The organism is Dakarella massiliensis (assembly GCF_001182045.1).
GTDB classification, from domain to species: domain Bacteria; phylum Pseudomonadota; class Gammaproteobacteria; order Burkholderiales; family Burkholderiaceae_F; genus Mesosutterella; species Mesosutterella massiliensis.
In genome coordinates this window covers 573,811-588,955 of record NZ_CVTY01000007.1, presented here as the reverse complement: position 1 = coordinate 588,955, position 15,145 = coordinate 573,811, and the positions used below count along the sequence as shown (strand labels likewise).

The 15,145-nt window shown below is 58.0% G+C and carries 14 protein-coding genes; 9 read left to right on the top strand and 5 right to left on the bottom strand.

Translation table 11 applies throughout. From position 1 onward, the window contains the following. Positions 1 to 266 precede the first annotated feature (266 nt). From BN1936_RS08995 to BN1936_RS08985, 3 genes are all read left to right on the top strand, one after another. Positions 267 to 512: a chaperone NapD gene (locus tag BN1936_RS08995; protein ID WP_049687207.1), complete on the top strand. Its 246-nt coding sequence runs from the start codon at positions 267 to 269 to the stop codon at positions 510 to 512. A 156-nt stretch (positions 513 to 668) separates the two neighbouring features. Continuing rightward, positions 669 to 3,410, top strand: coding sequence for a nitrate reductase catalytic subunit NapA (gene napA / locus BN1936_RS08990; protein WP_022443589.1), 2,742 nt, complete (start codon positions 669 to 671; stop codon positions 3,408 to 3,410). A 74-nt stretch (positions 3,411 to 3,484) separates the two neighbouring features. Next, positions 3,485 to 3,832, top strand: a complete 348-nt coding sequence (locus BN1936_RS08985; protein WP_049687206.1) for a nitrate reductase cytochrome c-type subunit — start codon at positions 3,485 to 3,487, stop codon at positions 3,830 to 3,832. Positions 3,833 to 3,886: 54 nt separating this feature from the next. On the opposite strand, the gene BN1936_RS08980 is transcribed toward BN1936_RS08985, so the two are convergent. The 3 genes from BN1936_RS08980 to BN1936_RS08970 all read right to left on the bottom strand — a co-directional run bounded on the left by BN1936_RS08980 (position 3,887) and on the right by BN1936_RS08970 (position 6,222). Next, on the bottom strand, positions 3,887 to 4,312 hold the full coding sequence (locus BN1936_RS08980; protein WP_022443587.1) for an META domain-containing protein: 426 nt from the start codon (positions 4,310 to 4,312) through the stop codon (positions 3,887 to 3,889). Between the two features lie 74 nt (positions 4,313 to 4,386). Next, positions 4,387 to 5,256: a DMT family transporter gene (locus BN1936_RS08975; RefSeq protein WP_049687205.1), complete on the bottom strand. Its 870-nt coding sequence runs from the start codon at positions 5,254 to 5,256 to the stop codon at positions 4,387 to 4,389. Between the two features lie 87 nt (positions 5,257 to 5,343). Beyond that, positions 5,344 to 6,222, bottom strand: coding sequence for a DMT family transporter (locus tag BN1936_RS08970; protein ID WP_049687204.1), 879 nt, complete (start codon positions 6,220 to 6,222; stop codon positions 5,344 to 5,346). A 215-nt stretch (positions 6,223 to 6,437) separates the two neighbouring features. Between BN1936_RS08970 and BN1936_RS08965 the strand changes: the two genes are divergently transcribed. The 5 genes from BN1936_RS08965 to trhA all read left to right on the top strand — a co-directional run bounded on the left by BN1936_RS08965 (position 6,438) and on the right by trhA (position 11,645). Beyond that, complete coding sequence (locus BN1936_RS08965) at positions 6,438 to 6,764, top strand: exodeoxyribonuclease VII small subunit (RefSeq protein WP_022443584.1); 327 nt, start codon at positions 6,438 to 6,440, stop codon at positions 6,762 to 6,764. A gap of 25 nt (positions 6,765 to 6,789) precedes the next feature. Then, complete coding sequence (locus tag BN1936_RS08960) at positions 6,790 to 7,716, top strand: polyprenyl synthetase family protein (protein ID WP_049687471.1); 927 nt, start codon at positions 6,790 to 6,792, stop codon at positions 7,714 to 7,716. Beyond that, positions 7,716 to 9,662, top strand: a complete 1,947-nt coding sequence (dxs, locus tag BN1936_RS08955) for a 1-deoxy-D-xylulose-5-phosphate synthase (RefSeq protein ID WP_082164551.1) — start codon at positions 7,716 to 7,718, stop codon at positions 9,660 to 9,662. The genes BN1936_RS08960 and dxs overlap by 1 nt, the downstream gene beginning before the upstream one ends. A gap of 116 nt (positions 9,663 to 9,778) precedes the next feature. Next, the gene (gene murB / locus BN1936_RS08950) at positions 9,779 to 10,792 is read left to right on the top strand and encodes a UDP-N-acetylmuramate dehydrogenase (RefSeq protein WP_053101851.1); all 1,014 of its coding nucleotides are present in this window, start codon (positions 9,779 to 9,781) and stop codon (positions 10,790 to 10,792) included. Positions 10,793 to 10,979: 187 nt separating this feature from the next. Further along, entirely contained in the window at positions 10,980 to 11,645 is a 666-nt protein-coding gene (gene trhA, locus BN1936_RS08945; RefSeq protein WP_022443580.1) for a PAQR family membrane homeostasis protein TrhA, read from the top strand. A gap of 86 nt (positions 11,646 to 11,731) precedes the next feature. On the opposite strand, the gene BN1936_RS08940 is transcribed toward trhA, so the two are convergent. Then, a complete protein-coding gene (locus BN1936_RS08940) occupies positions 11,732 to 12,895 on the bottom strand; it encodes a metallophosphoesterase (protein WP_049687202.1) in 1,164 nt (387 codons plus the stop codon). Positions 12,896 to 13,083: 188 nt separating this feature from the next. Next, complete coding sequence (gene rpsT, locus BN1936_RS08935) at positions 13,084 to 13,347, bottom strand: 30S ribosomal protein S20 (RefSeq protein ID WP_022443578.1); 264 nt, start codon at positions 13,345 to 13,347, stop codon at positions 13,084 to 13,086. Between the two features lie 231 nt (positions 13,348 to 13,578). Here rpsT and murJ point away from each other — a divergent pair, with 231 nt between their 5' ends. Next, a complete protein-coding gene (gene murJ / locus BN1936_RS08930; protein ID WP_022443577.1) occupies positions 13,579 to 15,141 on the top strand; it encodes a murein biosynthesis integral membrane protein MurJ in 1,563 nt (520 codons plus the stop codon). Positions 15,142 to 15,145: the final 4 nt, after the last annotated feature.

The window sequence follows — 15,145 nt, the reverse complement described above, 5'->3', positions numbered from 1 at the left end:
TAAATTTCGATACGATTCAGTGAAATCCCTGAGAGACTACTCAGGGAGTATTCCTGTCTTTAAAATACAGTTTTCATAAACCTACCGTAGGGAGTCTGTTTAGGACTGCCGGCTTAAGTCCGCAGCGCTAAGGAAGCTCCTCACTACGGGGTAGAGCCCGGGCAAGGGCTCTGTCAGGAGAGTTTCCCTGCGGCAGCACCTCGGTTTCACTCGGGGAAAACAGGCTGCCGGATGTGTTCATCTCACACGAAGGAAACAAAAGAAAGATGTTTTATTCAGGCGTACTCGTCACGGCAAATCCGGGAGAACTGGAGAAGGCCGTGCAAAGCGTGGAAGGCAAGGGACTCGAGATTTATCACCGTGATCCTGACGCCGAACTCTTTATTGCCGTGATTGAAGGTGAAACGATTCAGAGCGAGGCGGATCTCTTCAAGGACCTGATCACGCTTCCCGGCATCCAGAATGTCTCTCTGGTCGCGAACCTGGAAGATACGGAAGAAGAACAACAGTAATTTACAAAGCAGTATTTAAAGCAGTTTTATCAACGGCTGAAACCCGGGGAAATAGGAGTTCGGGAGACTCCTGCAGCATTCGCCGGCGGACGCCACCCGACAGAAAGCGGCACACACTTAATAAGCCGCTCTGCGGGGTATAAAGAGGAGAAGCAAATGGAGAACCAGAACCCGGTTTCTGCGGTCCGCGTGAGCCGTCGCGGCCTGATGAAGGCTGGCGTCGCAGCTTCCGCTGCCAAGATCGCAGGTATCCCGATCACTGTTGTTGCCGCGAATGAAGCCGCTGCCGCTGAGCAGGGCATCAAGTGGACGAAGGGCGTGTGCCGTTTCTGCGGCACGGGCTGCGGCCTCCTGGTCGGCACGAAGAACGGCAAGATTGTTGCCACGAAGGGTGATCCGGACTGCGAAGTGAATCGCGGTCTCACCTGCATGAAGGGCTACTACAACTCCGAGATCATCTATGGCAAGGACCGTCTCACGCAGCCCCTGATGCGCCGTACGAACGGCAAGTTCGATAAGAACGGCAAGTTTGAGCCTGTGTCCTGGAAGGAAGCGTTTGACGAGCTCGAGAAGCACTGGCGCAAGGCTTATCAGGAACTCGGCCCGACCGGCGTCGGCATTTTCGGTTCCGGTCAGTACACGATTCCGGAAGGCGTCGCCGTTGTGAAACTTCTGAAGGCTGGCTTCCGTTCGAATAATATCGACCCGAACGCCCGTCTGTGCATGGCCTCCGCCGTGGTCGGTATGTATCAGACCTTCGGTGTTGACGAGCCGTCCGCCTGCTATCACGATCTGGAAATCACGCAGAACCTGGTGCTTTGGGGCAACAACCCCGCGGAAGCCCATCCGGTGCTCTGGAACCGTATCGTTGCCGCGAAGCGCGCGAACCCGGATTACAAGATCTTCAATATCCAGACCCACCCGACGCTCTCCTCCCGTTTTGCTGACGTCGATATCATCTTCAAGCCGAACACGGACCTCGCGATCGCGAACTACATTCTTCGCGAAATCATGCACCGCGGCTGCTACGACAAGGACTTCATCGAGAAGCACTGCATCTTCGCGACCGGTCCGTACGACATCGGTTACGGCATGCGTCCGACCGAGAAGTTTGCCTATCCGGCTGAGCGTGATACCCAGGCGAAGCAGGTGAAGAAGGTCCTCTCTGAGGACGAAGCTATCGCCCAGCGCAAGGCTCCGGGCGAAGCTGTTGAGCAGAAGAATGCGGGCGGCCCCGCCGGCAATCACTGGCAGATCACGATCGAAGACTTCAAGAAGGGTGTTGAACCCTATACGCTCGAATTCGTTTCCCGCGTCGCGAAGGGCAATCCTGACGAGTCCACCTCTGACTTCGCTAAGAAGCTGAAGATGCTCGCGGACGTCTACTGCGACAAGGCGAACCGTGTGCTGTCGACTGGCTGCATGGGCACGAATCAGCACCAGCGCGGCTCGTGGATCAATGAGCAGCTCTACGCCATCCACCTTCTGATGGGCAAGCAGGCGAAGCCGGGCAGCAGCATGTTCTCGCTCACCGGTCAGCCCTCTGCCTGCGGCACCTGCCGTGAAGTCGGCACGTTCTCTCACCGTCTGCCGTCTGACATGCTGGTTGCGAATCCCGCGCACCGCGCCAAGGCTGAAAAGGTCTGGGGTCTGCCTGAAGGCACGCTGAACGGCCAGGTGGGCTTTGACGCGATGAAGATGGTCCGCGGTCTTGAAGACGGCTCGATGCGCGTTCTCTGGACGCAGGTTGTGAACATCTTCCAGTCCCTCCCGAACGCCACGCACTGGCTGAAGGCTGCCCGTAAGCCCGAGAACTTCATCGTGGTGGCGGATGCCTACCCGACGTTCTCCGCTAAGAACGCGGCTGACCTTATCCTGCCGGCCGCGATGATCTTCGAAAAGTGGGGCGCTTACGGCAACGGCGAACGCCGTACAAATGGCTGGTCTCAGATGGTGCAGGCTCCGGGCGAAGCCAAGTCTGACGTCTGGATGATGCTGGAATTCGCGAAGCGCTTCAAGGTGAAGGAATGCTGGTGCGAGCAGAAGCTGCCGGGCGGCAAGACCCTCCCGAATGTGCTCGACAAGGCAAAGGCGATGGGTATTGACCCCGAGGCCTCGCTCTACGATGTGGTCTTCCACAATGCCTTCGCGAAGAAGGTTGCCTGGCCGGATCCGCTCTATAAGGGTGTTCACTGCGGCACGGCTGAGGATCTTGGTGACGGCTGGTTCCCGGAAAAGGCTCTGTACGAAGAGTACTGGCAGTTCACGCAGGGCGCTCACCAGATCGCTCACTTCGATGAAGTGGTGAAGGGACACGGCATTGTCTGGCCCTACATCAACGGCAAGAGCATTTCTTACCGCTTCAACGGCATGTATGACCTGTTCTGCAACGGCGCTGACTTCCTCTTCTACGGTCCGCTGATGAAGGCGATTCCGTCCGGCAACCTCGATGCTGTGACGGATAAGACCCCGAAGCCGCTGCCTGGCAAGGCGAAGATCTTCTTCCGTCCGTACGCTGAAGCGGTTGAAGTGCCGGATTCGCACTACGACCTCTGGTTTGATACGGGCCGCTTCATGGAGCATTGGCACACCGGTTCGATGACCGGCCGTGTCGCGGCGCTCCATAAGGCCCTGCCGGAAGGCATGCTCTACATGAACGCGGCTGACGCCAAGGCCCGCGGCATTGCGGACGGCGATCGCATCAAGATCACGAGCCGCCGCGCCACGGTGTTCGCGAAGGCCTGCATCGGCGGCCGTATGCCGGTTACCCGCGGCATCACGTTCGCTGCGTTCTTTGACGAGAACGTTCAGATGAACCAGCTCTGCCTCGACGCGACCTGCCCGCTCTCTCTTGAACCGGATTACAAGAAGTGCGCAATCCGTGTTGAGAAGGCCTGATATCTAACCGTAACCAGCTTCCGGTTCTCCGCCGCCAGTCGGCGGGATCCGGAGGCGGAAAAGAGGAATTAATCATGATGAAAAAAGCTCTTAAGGCTGCGGTTCTGAGCGGTATTGCAGCTATGTTCAGTGTGGCGCTCGCCGGCAACGCGGCTGCGGCCCAGACTCAGACGGCGGCCTCCGCCGGTCCCGTGAATGTCCTGATCAAGCATGACACGAAGGGCATGGAAATCACGAAGGACAAGAACATGTGCGTGATGTGCCACGCCGACGACTACGGCCGTATCGGCAAGGCGAAGAAGGGTGAGGAAGGCACGGAAATGCCGGCCAACCACTGGGTGAAGGGCAAGGACGGCAAGATGACCGTTGCCCCCCAGCGCTGGAACTGCACGATCTGCCACAGCCCGGCGAACAATAACTAATTGCTCGCTCACGGAAAGAGGCGGTTTTCCGCCTCTTCACAGAAAAAAGCTTCCTTAGTCGCAGGCACCGGCGACTGACGGCACAATGCGAAGCAGGGTCTTCCCTTCCGAACTGATGAGAAGAAGCCCCTTGCCATCCTTTTTCACGGTCTTCACGCCCTTCAGAGCCGCGGTGAAGGCGGCCTCAGGCTCGAGGAACGCCTTCGCGCAGCGGCGATCCGTGGTCGGCTGATAGTTCACGGAAAGCGAGTCTCCATCCGCCTTCCAGCTTCCTTTGAAGTCATTGCAGCCAGCGTTTCCGGCAATTGAGCCGTCTTTCCTGAACTGAATCTCAGGCGGTACCTCGCAGCTTGAGCCCTTCGGAAGCTCCATCATCCAGCTCGTGCCGGCAAGAGACGCGGCGGCGCCAGGGGCAGCAAAAGCAGTGGTCGAGATCATGGCGGCAATGGCCGCGGCAAAAATCGAACGGCGGAGAGTCATGGCGTTCCGGGTATCCTTCTGGAAAAAGTTACTGATCGGTAAAGGATAGCGCGGGAAGTTCCCGCGCGAGATCCTTAGCCGTGCTTTGCCTGATTTTTCTTGATAAAAAGTGTTGCTACGATGCCGGCCGCGATAATGATCGCGATCCCGAGGCCTGCGTCAAGCGAAATCGGGTCGCCGAAGAAGAAGTAGCCGAAGATTGTCGCGAAGATAATCGCGGAGTACTGAAGCACAGACGACACGAGAATATTCTTCACGCCGTAGGCCTGCGTCATGCAGAGCTGAGCGATGGTGGCCGAGATGCCCATGCCGGTGAGCGGGAGGAGGCTCTGCATATTGATGGCGGAGAAGCTCCCGTGCGCGATGAGGTGACCGATAAAGCCCCAGAGTGTGCCGAACGACGTGTAGTAGAACACGATTCTCCAGGTCGGCTCGTGCAGTTTCGCGAGCTCCCGGATCTGAAGCCCCACAAAAGCGGCGAGAAATCCCGAGCAGAGACCGATAAGAGCCGGTTTGATCTGTCCGGTTTCAACCGTCGGATGCAGCATCAGCACAACGCCGGCGAAACCGGCAATGGTCGCGATGATCAGTCCCCAGGGAATTTTCGCGTGCCGCCTCAGCACCATCACAAATACGAAGAGCGCCATGAAGATCGGATTCGTATAGTTCAGCGTGAGACCTGTCGCGAGCGGCAGAAACCCCATCGAATAGAACCAGATCGTCATCGAGAAGGTGCCAATGAAGCTTCGCTTGAAGTGCCCGAAAATGTAGGGTGTCCGGATGGTGCGGTGAGTGGCGAAGATCCACCCTTCAATCAGAATCACACCGAAAAGCGACCGGTAACCGACGAGTTCAAAGAATGAAAAGTGGCTTGCCCCCATTTTGACGAAGGCAGCCATAAGGGCGAAGAAGAACGACGCCCCGAGCATCCAGAATGATCGCATGCGAAGCTCCGCGGCAGGCGGGTAATGAAGTTAATCAATGAAGGCGCACATTTTAGCGCCGCGCGTGTATCACCCGCCGCATCCTCTCTACTTGTGATCGATGGCTTTCATGTGGCTCTTCGTGAGAAGTGTCGCCGCGGAGCCAGCGGCAATGATGACCGCGATGCCAAGAATCGCGACTGGCGGAATCGACTCTCCGAAGAACACCGCGCTGATGACGGCAGAGAAAGCAATCGCCGAGAACTGAAGCACAGAGGTCAGGAGAAGATTCCCAGCGCCGAATGCCCGCGTAAGGCAGAGCTGCGCGAATAGCCCGAAGAGCCCGGTACCGGCAAGCGCCGCGATACCGCGGAAAGAGGGCACAACTGAAATGCCGCCCGGCTCAAAGAACGAGCCAAGGAGCCCAAAGAGGGAACCGAAAAACGTGAAGTAGAAAACAATCCTCCAGACCGGTTCATGCAGTTTATTCAGATCCCGGACCTGAAGATACGCCCAGGTTGAAAGGATGCCGCAGGCAAGACCGATCAGAGCGATGTGCTCCTGTCCCGCAGAGACAGTGGGCCGAAGCACCATCAGAATGCCGACAAACCCGACAGCAATCGCGGCGATCAGGCTCCAGGCAACCGGGAGTTTTTTCTTATAGGAGACCGCGACGACAAAAAGCGCCATGAAAAGCGGGCTTGTGTAGTTCAGTGTCATGCCGGTTTCAAGCGGCAGCTTGCCTAGCGTCCAGAACCATAAAGCGAGGTTCCCAATGCCGATGAAACAGCGCTTGAAGTGTCCCCAGAGGTAATGCGTCCGGATTTCCCGTCTTGTCGCGATGATCCAGGCGGCAATCGCGATGCAGCCAATCGCGGAACGGTAGAAGACAAGCGTGAAAGTTCCGTAGTCTGCGGCACCCCACTTGGTGCAGGCGGCCATAAGAGCGAAGAAAAGCGACGCGAGAAGCATCCAGAGAGACTGCATGGGGTAAACCTTTGAAAACCGGAAACAGCCGCCGATGGCGGCAAAGATTTTTACATTTTAGCGATGCCCGTCAGGTGAGAATAGCAGCGATCCTTCGGGATACGGACTTCACATAGTGTCCCGCTGTGTATTGGCTCTGGAAAGGGTGTTGCATACCCATCAAGCCCGGTAAAATACCCCCATGGTGAATTCTTTTTGGTTTGAGGATTGTACGGATGTCGGTTAAGGCGCTGAAGGACCCGGAGAAGCTCTCGTATGAAGAAGCGATGAGCGAACTTGAATCGCTTGTCGGCCGTATGGAGCAGGGCGGACTGACGCTTGAAGAGTCGGTCGACAGCTATGCCCGCGGCATTGCGCTCACGAAGGCGTGCCGGGCGAAGCTTGACCGCGCTGAGGAGCGGATCCGGAAGCTGGATGAAGAGGGAAAGCTTTCCCCGGTTAAGGCGTCGGACCTCCGGCCTGACAGCGCGTCACGGACGGAGCCCGCTGCGGCCGCCGCACCCGCCGCGCCCGCGGATGATTTCGGCGACGTTCCTTTCTGATCCAATGAACGCCAAGGAGAACCAGATGTCTGAAGTGTCTTTCATGGACTGGATGAAGGAACGGCAGGCGCACTTTGAAAGCGTTGCCGAAGTGGGGATTCCGGGCTCGGATGTCTTTCCGCAGGGGCTTCATGAAGCGATGCGCTGGTCGATCCTCGAAGGGGGAAAACGCGTCCGTCCGCTGCTTTGCTACGCGGCGTCCGCGATTACCCGCGCAAAGCCTGAGGCAGCTGACGCGGCAGCTCTGTCCCTTGAATGTATCCATTCCTATTCGCTCGTACATGATGATCTTCCCTGTATGGATAACGATCTTCTGCGGCACGGCAAGGCATCCACCCACGCGAAGTTCGGCTTTGCCGAAGCGGTGCTTGCGGGTGATGCGCTTCAGGCAGAGGCGTTCCGGGTGATCGCGGACGCTCCGGTTGAGCCGCGGTCAGCAGTGCGTCTTACCCGGATTCTCGCGGAGGCAGCCGGATCCCGCGGCATGTGTGGAGGTCAGGCGTACGATCTGTCGCTTACCGGAAGCCGGAATGCCGCGATCGCGCTTGAGGATCTGCGTAGACTTCACGCGATGAAGACCGGAGCGCTGATCCGGGCCGCGGTTCTGATGGGCGCAGTGTCGGGTGACATCCCTGAAGCAGATGAGCGGCAACTTCTGGACGCGCTTTCAGACTTCGGACGCTCGATCGGACTGGCGTTCCAGGTGGTGGATGATGTGCTTGATGTGACAGGGAGCGCGGAGACTCTCGGAAAAACCGCCGGCAAGGACGAAGCAGAAGAGAAGCCCACCTATGTGTCGCTTCTCGGACTTGAGGGGGCCAGAAGCCTTGCTCAGCAGAGCTGCAGCGAAGCGCTTGCGGCTCTGGATCAGATTGAATCACTGCCGGGTTACGCCGGCTCGACGAAGCGGCTTGCGGAAATTGCGGGCTATGTCGTCAATCGGGACCGCTGATGAGTACAGACCTGAAAGAAAAGAAAACTGAGACGGCAGGCGAAATCAACGCCCGGGACGCTTACCCCTACCGTTTCCTCGGGGCGATCAATTCCCCGGAGGATCTGCGGAAGCTTTCCAGCGCGGATCTCCCCCTGCTCGCGGCTGAGCTCCGTCACTTCATTGTGAACTCAGTCTCGCAGACGGGCGGTCACCTGGCGTCGAGTCTCGGCGCGGTGGAGCTTGCTGTGGCGCTTCACTACGTTTTTAATACCCCGGACGATCCTATTGTCTGGGATGTGGGGCATCAGGCTTACGCGCATAAGATCCTCACAGGGCGGCGCGAGGCAATGGCGACGCTCCGGCAGACGGGCGGCATTTCGGGTTTTCCGAAGCGCTCTGAAAGCCCGTATGACGCCTTTGGCACAGGGCATGCGTCGACCTCAGTGTCCGCGGCGCTTGGCATGGCGGTCGCGTCCTATCTGCAGGGCGCGACCGAGCGGTGGCATGTCGCTGTGATCGGCGACGGGGCGCTCACTGGCGGCATGGCGATTGAAGCCCTGAATGACGCCGGATCCTGGAAGGATCAGATCCGCCTCCTCATTATTCTGAATGACAACAATTATTCGATCTCAGCCCCGGTCGGCGCGCTTTCGAAGAATCTGACGAAGCTCGTTTCTACCCCTGCGTTCCTCGGCGCGCGGCAGCGGTCGAAGCAGGTGCTGTCGCATCTTCCAAGTCTCTGGGAATTCGCGAAGCGCTTTGAGAAGCAGGCGATGAATTTTGTGTCGCCTCCCTCATCCCTCTTCTCCACGTTTGATCTCAACTATTTCGGGCCGATCGATGGAAACGATATTTCGTACCTGGTCCGCGTGCTTCAGAATCTGAAGACGCAGAGGGGACCGATTGTGCTCCACGTGGTGACGAAGAAAGGGAAGGGGTACGAGCTTGCGGAAGCGGATCCTACGACGTACCACGGTGTAAGCCACTTCGATCCCGAGGCGGGTGTTCAGGCGAAGAAGAGTTCGGCTCCGACATTTTCGAATGTGTTCGGCCGCTGGATCTGCGACACTGCGGAGAAGGATCCGAGAACGTACGCGATCACCCCGGCCATGACGGAAGGCTCTGACCTGGATGAGTATGCGAAACGCTTCCCGACACGGTTCCGGGATGTGGCGATCGCGGAACAGCATTCCGTGACTTACGCGGCGGGTCTTGCCTGCGGGGGTATGAAGCCCGTGGTTGCGATTTATTCCACCTTTGCCCAGCGTGCCTATGACCAGATTGAGCATGATGTGGCGCTTCAGCATCTGCCGGTGCTTTTCGCGGTAGACCGCGGCGGCATCGTCGGCGCGGATGGACCGACGCATCATGGCCTCTTTGATATTGCCTGCTTCAGGCAGTTCCCCGGTTTCACGGTGTTTACGCCGTCAGGCGAAAATGAGTGCCGGCTCGCGCTGAACACCGCGTATAGCCTCGACACGCCGACCGCGGTCCGATATCCCCGCGGAAAGGGGCCCGGAACCCCGGTGACGGCAGTGAACGGCGAAACCATTCCGATCGGGAAAAGCGTTGAGGCGGTGCGCCTCCCGGATGATGTCCCTGAGGGACAGCGGGTGATTTTCCTCTCGTTCGGCGCGATGACCTGGCGGCTCACGGACGCGGTGAAGCAGCTGCGGGCGGGGCTGATCGATATGCGGTTCGCGAAGCCGCTTGACCGTGAGGCGATTCTTGACGCGGCACGGCGCGCGGATCTTCTCGTTACTGCTGAAGAGGGCGTGATTGAGGGCGGCGCGGGTGACGGCGTGCTTGAAGTGCTGGCGGAGGCTGATGCCGAAGTGCCGGTGCTGCAGCTCGGAGTCCCTGACCGGTTCCTTCCGCACGGCTCGATTGACGCGCTTTTCAGACTGTGCGGCCTCGATACCGACTCAGTGGTGCGGCGGGTGACCGAGCGGCTCAGGAAATAGGGAGGAAAGGGGAAGAGGTGCTCCGCGGAATCCTCTCCCTCTTCCGGCAAACTGCGTTATAAAGAACTTTTCCCGGGGCTCTGCCCCGGATTTTCATTCTTTCAGAAGATTTGACCATGCGTGTGGAACACCAGATTTCTCTTTCTCCCTTCACTACCTTCGGAGTCGAAGCCCGGGCTAAACGCCTGGTGAGGCTTGAGTCCCGTGAGGATCTTGAAGCGCTGCGGACTGTGAGAGAGAAGGATGAGCCGCTCCTCATTATCGGGGCTGGGTCAAATATTCTTTTCACGAAAGATTTTGATGGGCTCGTGGCCCTGAACCGCATAACGGGAGTTGAGGAACTTCCGCGGGGTGATGCCGGAGAGTACCGCTTCAGAGCAGGGTCCGGTGAAAACTGGAGTCCGCTTGTGTGCCGGATGACGGAATCCGGGCACCCGGGGCTCGAGAATCTCGTGCTGATTCCGGGGTCAGTCGGCGGCGCGGCGGTGCAGAATATCGGGGCCTACGGGATTGAAGCCGCGGAGCGGATTGAGGCGGTGGAGATTTTTGATCTCGACAGCGGTGAATTCCGGACGCTTTCCACGGAAGCGTGCGACTTCGGTTACCGGAGCTCTGTGTTTAAGAGCGAGGAAGGAAAGAACTGGGTGATCGTTTCCGTGACGTTCCGGCTCCCGAACGAAAAGGACTGGACCCCGGTGACGGGCTATAAAGGGCTTTCCACCGCGCTTGAAGGAAAGGAAGTGACGCCGCGCTCAGTGCTCGCCGCGGTCGAAGCGCTTCGCCGAGCAAAGCTCCCCGATCCGAAGGAATTCGGAAACGCCGGCTCGTTCTTCAAGAACCCGGTTGTGCCGGAACTGCAGGCGAGGGCGCTGCTTGAAGATTATCCGCAGCTCGTCGCCTACCCTCTGGGGGGACGGCGGACGAAGCTTGCGGCCGGGTGGCTCATCGACGCAGCCGGATTCCGAGGCCGTGTTCTGGGGAACGCCGCGGTCTGGGATCGCCAGGCGCTGGTACTCGTGAACAGGGGAGGGGCGACCGGGAAAGAAGTGAAGGCGCTCTGCGACGAAGTGATCCATGCGGTGAACGCGAAATTCGGAATCGAGCTCACCCCCGAAGTGGAGATCCTGTGACGAAACATTGCCGCAGGAGCTTCTGGCAACATTCCGTTATAGATAATCGGGTTTTTACCTAAAAAGCGGGAGTTTTTCCCGCGGTCATCCCGTCCAGAATGAAACACGTCGGACGGCGATTCATGTTCCGGTTCTGAAGAAAAATCAGAGCCATGCCATCCGGCTTTCCAATAGGAAATCAATATAGATGGCTGATCAGACTGCTAGCTACAGCCTCGGCGAAGAGATCGCGAACAGTGTGACGCACGGCGTCGCGGCGATCTTCTCCGTGGTTGGGCTGATTCTCATGGTGACGCTTGCCGCGCTCCGCAGCCAGTCTGCGGTTGCGGTAACGGCGGTGGCAATTTTCGGGGCTTCGATGATTGTGCTGTACACAGCATCGACCCTTTATCACGCAATTACGAACCGAAAAGCGAAAAAGATCCTTCAGGTCTTTGATCACTCATCGATCTATCTTCTGATTGCGGGGAGCTATACGCCGTTCTGCCTGATTACGCTTCAGGGGACGCTTGGCTGGACGCTCTGCATTGCGGAGTGGGTGCTCGCGGCGGTCGGTATTCTTCTGCAGCCGATTCTCATGAAGCGGGGAAACTTTATCAACTGCCTGATCTATCTCGCGATGGGGTGGCTCGTGCTTCTCGTGATCAAGCCGCTTGTCGCGGCTCTTCCCGCGGGCGGTCTCTGGCTTCTTGTGGCGGGAGGCCTCGCGTACTCAGTCGGCGTTTTCTTCTATGTGATGAACCGGATTCCGTTTAATCACGCGATCTGGCACGTCTTCGTTTTTGCCGGCACGCTGCTGCAATTCCTGTCGGTGTTCTTTTACGTGCTTCCGGCGTCATTCAGCGCGGCCTAGAAAGCGTTCGAAAGACGAAGGATAAAAAATAATGCCGGCGTTCCTTAAAAAGAACGCCGGCATTTTCGTGAGAGTGTCCCGCGGACTCAGTGTGTCTTCTCGGGGCTGTGGAGCGTGAGAAGCGTGATTTCAGTCGGCGCTCCGATGCGGGTCGGTGTGCCGCTCCAGGAGCCGATGCCAGGCGACACATAGAACGGGATGTTCCCGATGTGGTAAAGCCCCCGGACGTAGCCGTGGTTCTGGAGCCAGACAGACGGATACATGATGAAGATCTGACCGCCGTGCGTGTGTCCCGCGAGCAGGAGATCAAGCCCCCAGCGAGGATCAGCCCATTTGGCGGCGTCTTCCGGCCGGTGGATGAGTCCGATGCGAAGCGCGTTGCTCGCGTCAGCACCAAACGTCGCCTTTTCAATATCAGGTCCCGGGTAGCCGTACTGGATACCGGAACGGTCCGTCATACCGACCACCGTGATGACATCGTCTCCCTTACGGAATTCAACATGCCCGTTTTCGAGGAATGGAACGCCGATCGATTTGTAATAGTGACGCCAGGCGGTGTAATCCACGTAGTAGTCGTGGTTCCCCGGAATCATCACGACACCGATCTTCGCCTTCAGATCGTGAAGGAACGGCATGATGGCGCGGCGTGACTGCGGCGTGCCGTCCGCAATGTCGCCCGTAATGAAGATGAAGTCAGGATTCTGGGCATTCACTTTCTTCACGAGATCCGTAAACCGCTCTTTTTCATAAAGCGGAGAAACGTGAATATCGGTGAGCTGCACAATTTTCAGGCCATCGAGATCAGCAGGAAGCCGGGGAACGGTGACGGCAACATTTTTCACCGGAGGATCGGTCTTCACGTTCCAGCCGCCCCAGACCGCTAACACCGCGCAGAGCGCGAGAAGACCGCCGTAGAGCTTAAGCGGCATCCGGATCCCGCCGCGCCGCCCGCGGAAGAGCCGTGTGATGATGAAGGAAATCAGCCAGATGACATCCAGAATCAGCAGGAAAACAGAGAAAAATGCCGCTGTGCTGAAAAAGAATCCGATGACTGAGAGCGCCTCATGCGCGTTCGGCCACGGGTGCGTGACCCCGAGCATCATGAGGTAGGGGTAGAGTCCCATCGAGAGCGCGATGAGAACCGCGAGAAAGATCCGCAGCCCCGGATTCTTTCCGCGAAGAATCTGATACGCCCGGATCTCGAGATAGAGCGCGATGAAAGACAGGGCGACGTAATAAAAAGGTGTCATAACTTCAATTCTCAATCCTGTTTCTTTTCATGATAATGTCGTGAGACGAAAAAGGTAATGAGAATCGGGTTCCACTACGCCTGCCGGCTGCGATTCATCTTTACTGAATACAAAAAAAGCGCACTGAAATCAGTGCGCTTTTGTTTCCGGCGGGAAGGAGACCAGTGCTCCTTCCGGATCGGACGCTATTAGGCCATCGCCTTGATAGCGGCAGACAGACGGCTCTTCTGACGGGCAGCGGCGTTCTTGTGGAGAACGTGGCGGCAGGAGAGACGGTCGAGGATGCCGGAGGTCTTCTTGAATTCTTCAGCAGCAGCGGCCTTGTTGCCAGCGGCGACGAGCTTCTCGACAGCCTTGATGGCGGTGCGATAACGGGTGCGCTGAGCGGTGAGGCGGAGGTTGTGCTCGATGTCCTGACGAACGCGCTTGCGAGCCTGCTTGGTATTTGCCATTTTGAATTTCCTTTTCGAAGTTGCCCGGCGGAATCTCGATCCCGGTGGGGCTTATGTTTACAGTCTGCCGTGCGGCAGAAACGCAAAATATAGCAGAAAAAGACTTTTTGTTCAATAAGAAGAGAGGTATCTGCTTAAAAGCGCTAAACTCACCCTTTCTTTTCCGGAAACACCTGTCCTGCCGACGGCCCGGATGCCGTCAGTCGGGACAATGCCGCTGTCTTTTCACTCATGAATCTATTCCGAGCCGCTGCCTCTATTTCGCTTCTTACGCTCGTCTCCCGCATTACGGGCGTCGTGCGCGACATGCTGATCGCCCGATTCTTCGGCGCGTCCGTTCAGACTGACGCGTTTTACGTGGCGTTCAGGCTCCCGAATCTGCTCAGGCGGCTGTTTGCGGAAGGAGCGTTCCAGCAGGCTTTCGTGCCGATGGTGGCTTCTGTCCGCCAGACGGAGGGCGAAGAGCGGACGAAGCGCTTCGTGGATCATGTGTTTTCGATTCTGGCCCCGGTTGTCATTCTGGTGAGCATCCTCGGCGTTCTGATCGCTCCGGTGCTGGTCTGGCTGATCGCGGCAGGGTTCCGTTCGGATCCGGAGGAATTTTCTCTCGCCACGTCGCTCACCCGGTGGATGTTCCCCTATATTGCGTTTATGAGTCTGGTTGCCATGAGCGCCGCGGTGCTGAACACCTATAAGAGTTTCCGGATTCCGGCGGTCACCCCGGTGCTTCTCAACCTCTCCTTCATCGCCTGCTCGCTGCTTCTCGCGCCTCACATGTCGCAGCCGATCTACGCGCTGGTGATCGCGGTGATTCTCGGCGGTATCGCGCAGCTCGCGTTTCAGCTTCCAGCGCTGAAGAAAATCGGCATGATTCCGTCCTTCACCGGATTCAGAACCGCGCTCGCTGATTCGTCAGTCATCATGACCATGAAGCAGATGGTGCCAGCGCTTTTCGGCGTTGCCGTGGCGCAGCTCTCCATTCTGATCAACACGAATATCGCGTCCCACCTCGAGCGAGGCGCGGTCACCTGGCTTAACTACGCGGACCGCCTGATGGAGTTCCCGACAGCGCTTCTCGGGGTCGCGGTGGGCACGGTGCTTCTCCCATCACTCTCAGCCGCCCACGCTGCCGGAAATGAGGATCGCTATAACGAACTTCTTGACCATGGTCTGCGGCTCATTGTGCTTCTAGGCATTCCGGCCGCGATCGGGCTTTTCGCCTGCGCGGATGGGCTTGTCGCATTCCTTTTCGGAGGACGCGCTTTTACCGGAGAGGATGTCCGCCAGACCGCTTACGGTGTGATCGGTTACTCGGTAGGGCTTCTTGGGCTTATCGCGATGAAAATCGTGGCTCCGGCGTTTTACGCGAGAAAGGATATCCGGACGCCGGTCCGGGTGGCGGCGCTGAGCCTCGTCTGCGTGCAGGTCTTTAACCTCATCACGGTTCCGCTTTTCCATCAGGCGGGACTCGCGCTTTCTGTCGGTCTCGGGAGCCTCGTGAATTCAGGCACGCTGCTCTATCTGCTTCGTAAGCGCGGCATTTACTGTCCGCTCCCCGGGTGGAAGAAGCACTTCCTCGCGATCATCTGCTCGTCATTTGTGATGCTCTGCGTGCTGCTTGGCGTGCAGTGGAATATCGACTGGTCAGCGCTTTCCGATCCCTGGATACGGCGTGCGGCGAAGGTGCTCGCGATCTGCGCGTTCGGTGCGGCGGTTTACGGCGCGGGCATGGTTTTCTTTGGATTCCGCCCGCGGGATCTTCGCCCTCCGAAAGATCGGGCGGACGAAGAGTAAAGCA

What these genes read in the sequence shown, in the direction of transcription:
- BN1936_RS08995 (WP_049687207.1), top strand. Translation starts at nt 267, where the DNA reads ATGTTTTATTCAGGCGTACTCGTCACGGCAAATCCGGGAGAACTGGAG.
- napA (WP_022443589.1), top strand. Translation starts at nt 669, where the DNA reads ATGGAGAACCAGAACCCGGTTTCTGCGGTCCGCGTGAGCCGTCGCGGC.
- BN1936_RS08985 (WP_049687206.1), top strand. Translation starts at nt 3,485, where the DNA reads ATGATGAAAAAAGCTCTTAAGGCTGCGGTTCTGAGCGGTATTGCAGCT.
- BN1936_RS08980 (WP_022443587.1), bottom strand. Translation starts at nt 4,312, where the DNA reads ATGACTCTCCGCCGTTCGATTTTTGCCGCGGCCATTGCCGCCATGATC.
- BN1936_RS08975 (WP_049687205.1), bottom strand. Translation starts at nt 5,256, where the DNA reads ATGCGATCATTCTGGATGCTCGGGGCGTCGTTCTTCTTCGCCCTTATG.
- BN1936_RS08970 (WP_049687204.1), bottom strand. Translation starts at nt 6,222, where the DNA reads ATGCAGTCTCTCTGGATGCTTCTCGCGTCGCTTTTCTTCGCTCTTATG.
- BN1936_RS08965 (WP_022443584.1), top strand. Translation starts at nt 6,438, where the DNA reads ATGTCGGTTAAGGCGCTGAAGGACCCGGAGAAGCTCTCGTATGAAGAA.
- BN1936_RS08960 (WP_049687471.1), top strand. Translation starts at nt 6,790, where the DNA reads ATGTCTGAAGTGTCTTTCATGGACTGGATGAAGGAACGGCAGGCGCAC.
- dxs (WP_082164551.1), top strand. Translation starts at nt 7,716, where the DNA reads ATGAGTACAGACCTGAAAGAAAAGAAAACTGAGACGGCAGGCGAAATC.
- murB (WP_053101851.1), top strand. Translation starts at nt 9,779, where the DNA reads ATGCGTGTGGAACACCAGATTTCTCTTTCTCCCTTCACTACCTTCGGA.
- trhA (WP_022443580.1), top strand. Translation starts at nt 10,980, where the DNA reads ATGGCTGATCAGACTGCTAGCTACAGCCTCGGCGAAGAGATCGCGAAC.
- BN1936_RS08940 (WP_049687202.1), bottom strand. Translation starts at nt 12,895, where the DNA reads ATGACACCTTTTTATTACGTCGCCCTGTCTTTCATCGCGCTCTATCTC.
- rpsT (WP_022443578.1), bottom strand. Translation starts at nt 13,347, where the DNA reads ATGGCAAATACCAAGCAGGCTCGCAAGCGCGTTCGTCAGGACATCGAG.
- murJ (WP_022443577.1), top strand. Translation starts at nt 13,579, where the DNA reads ATGAATCTATTCCGAGCCGCTGCCTCTATTTCGCTTCTTACGCTCGTC.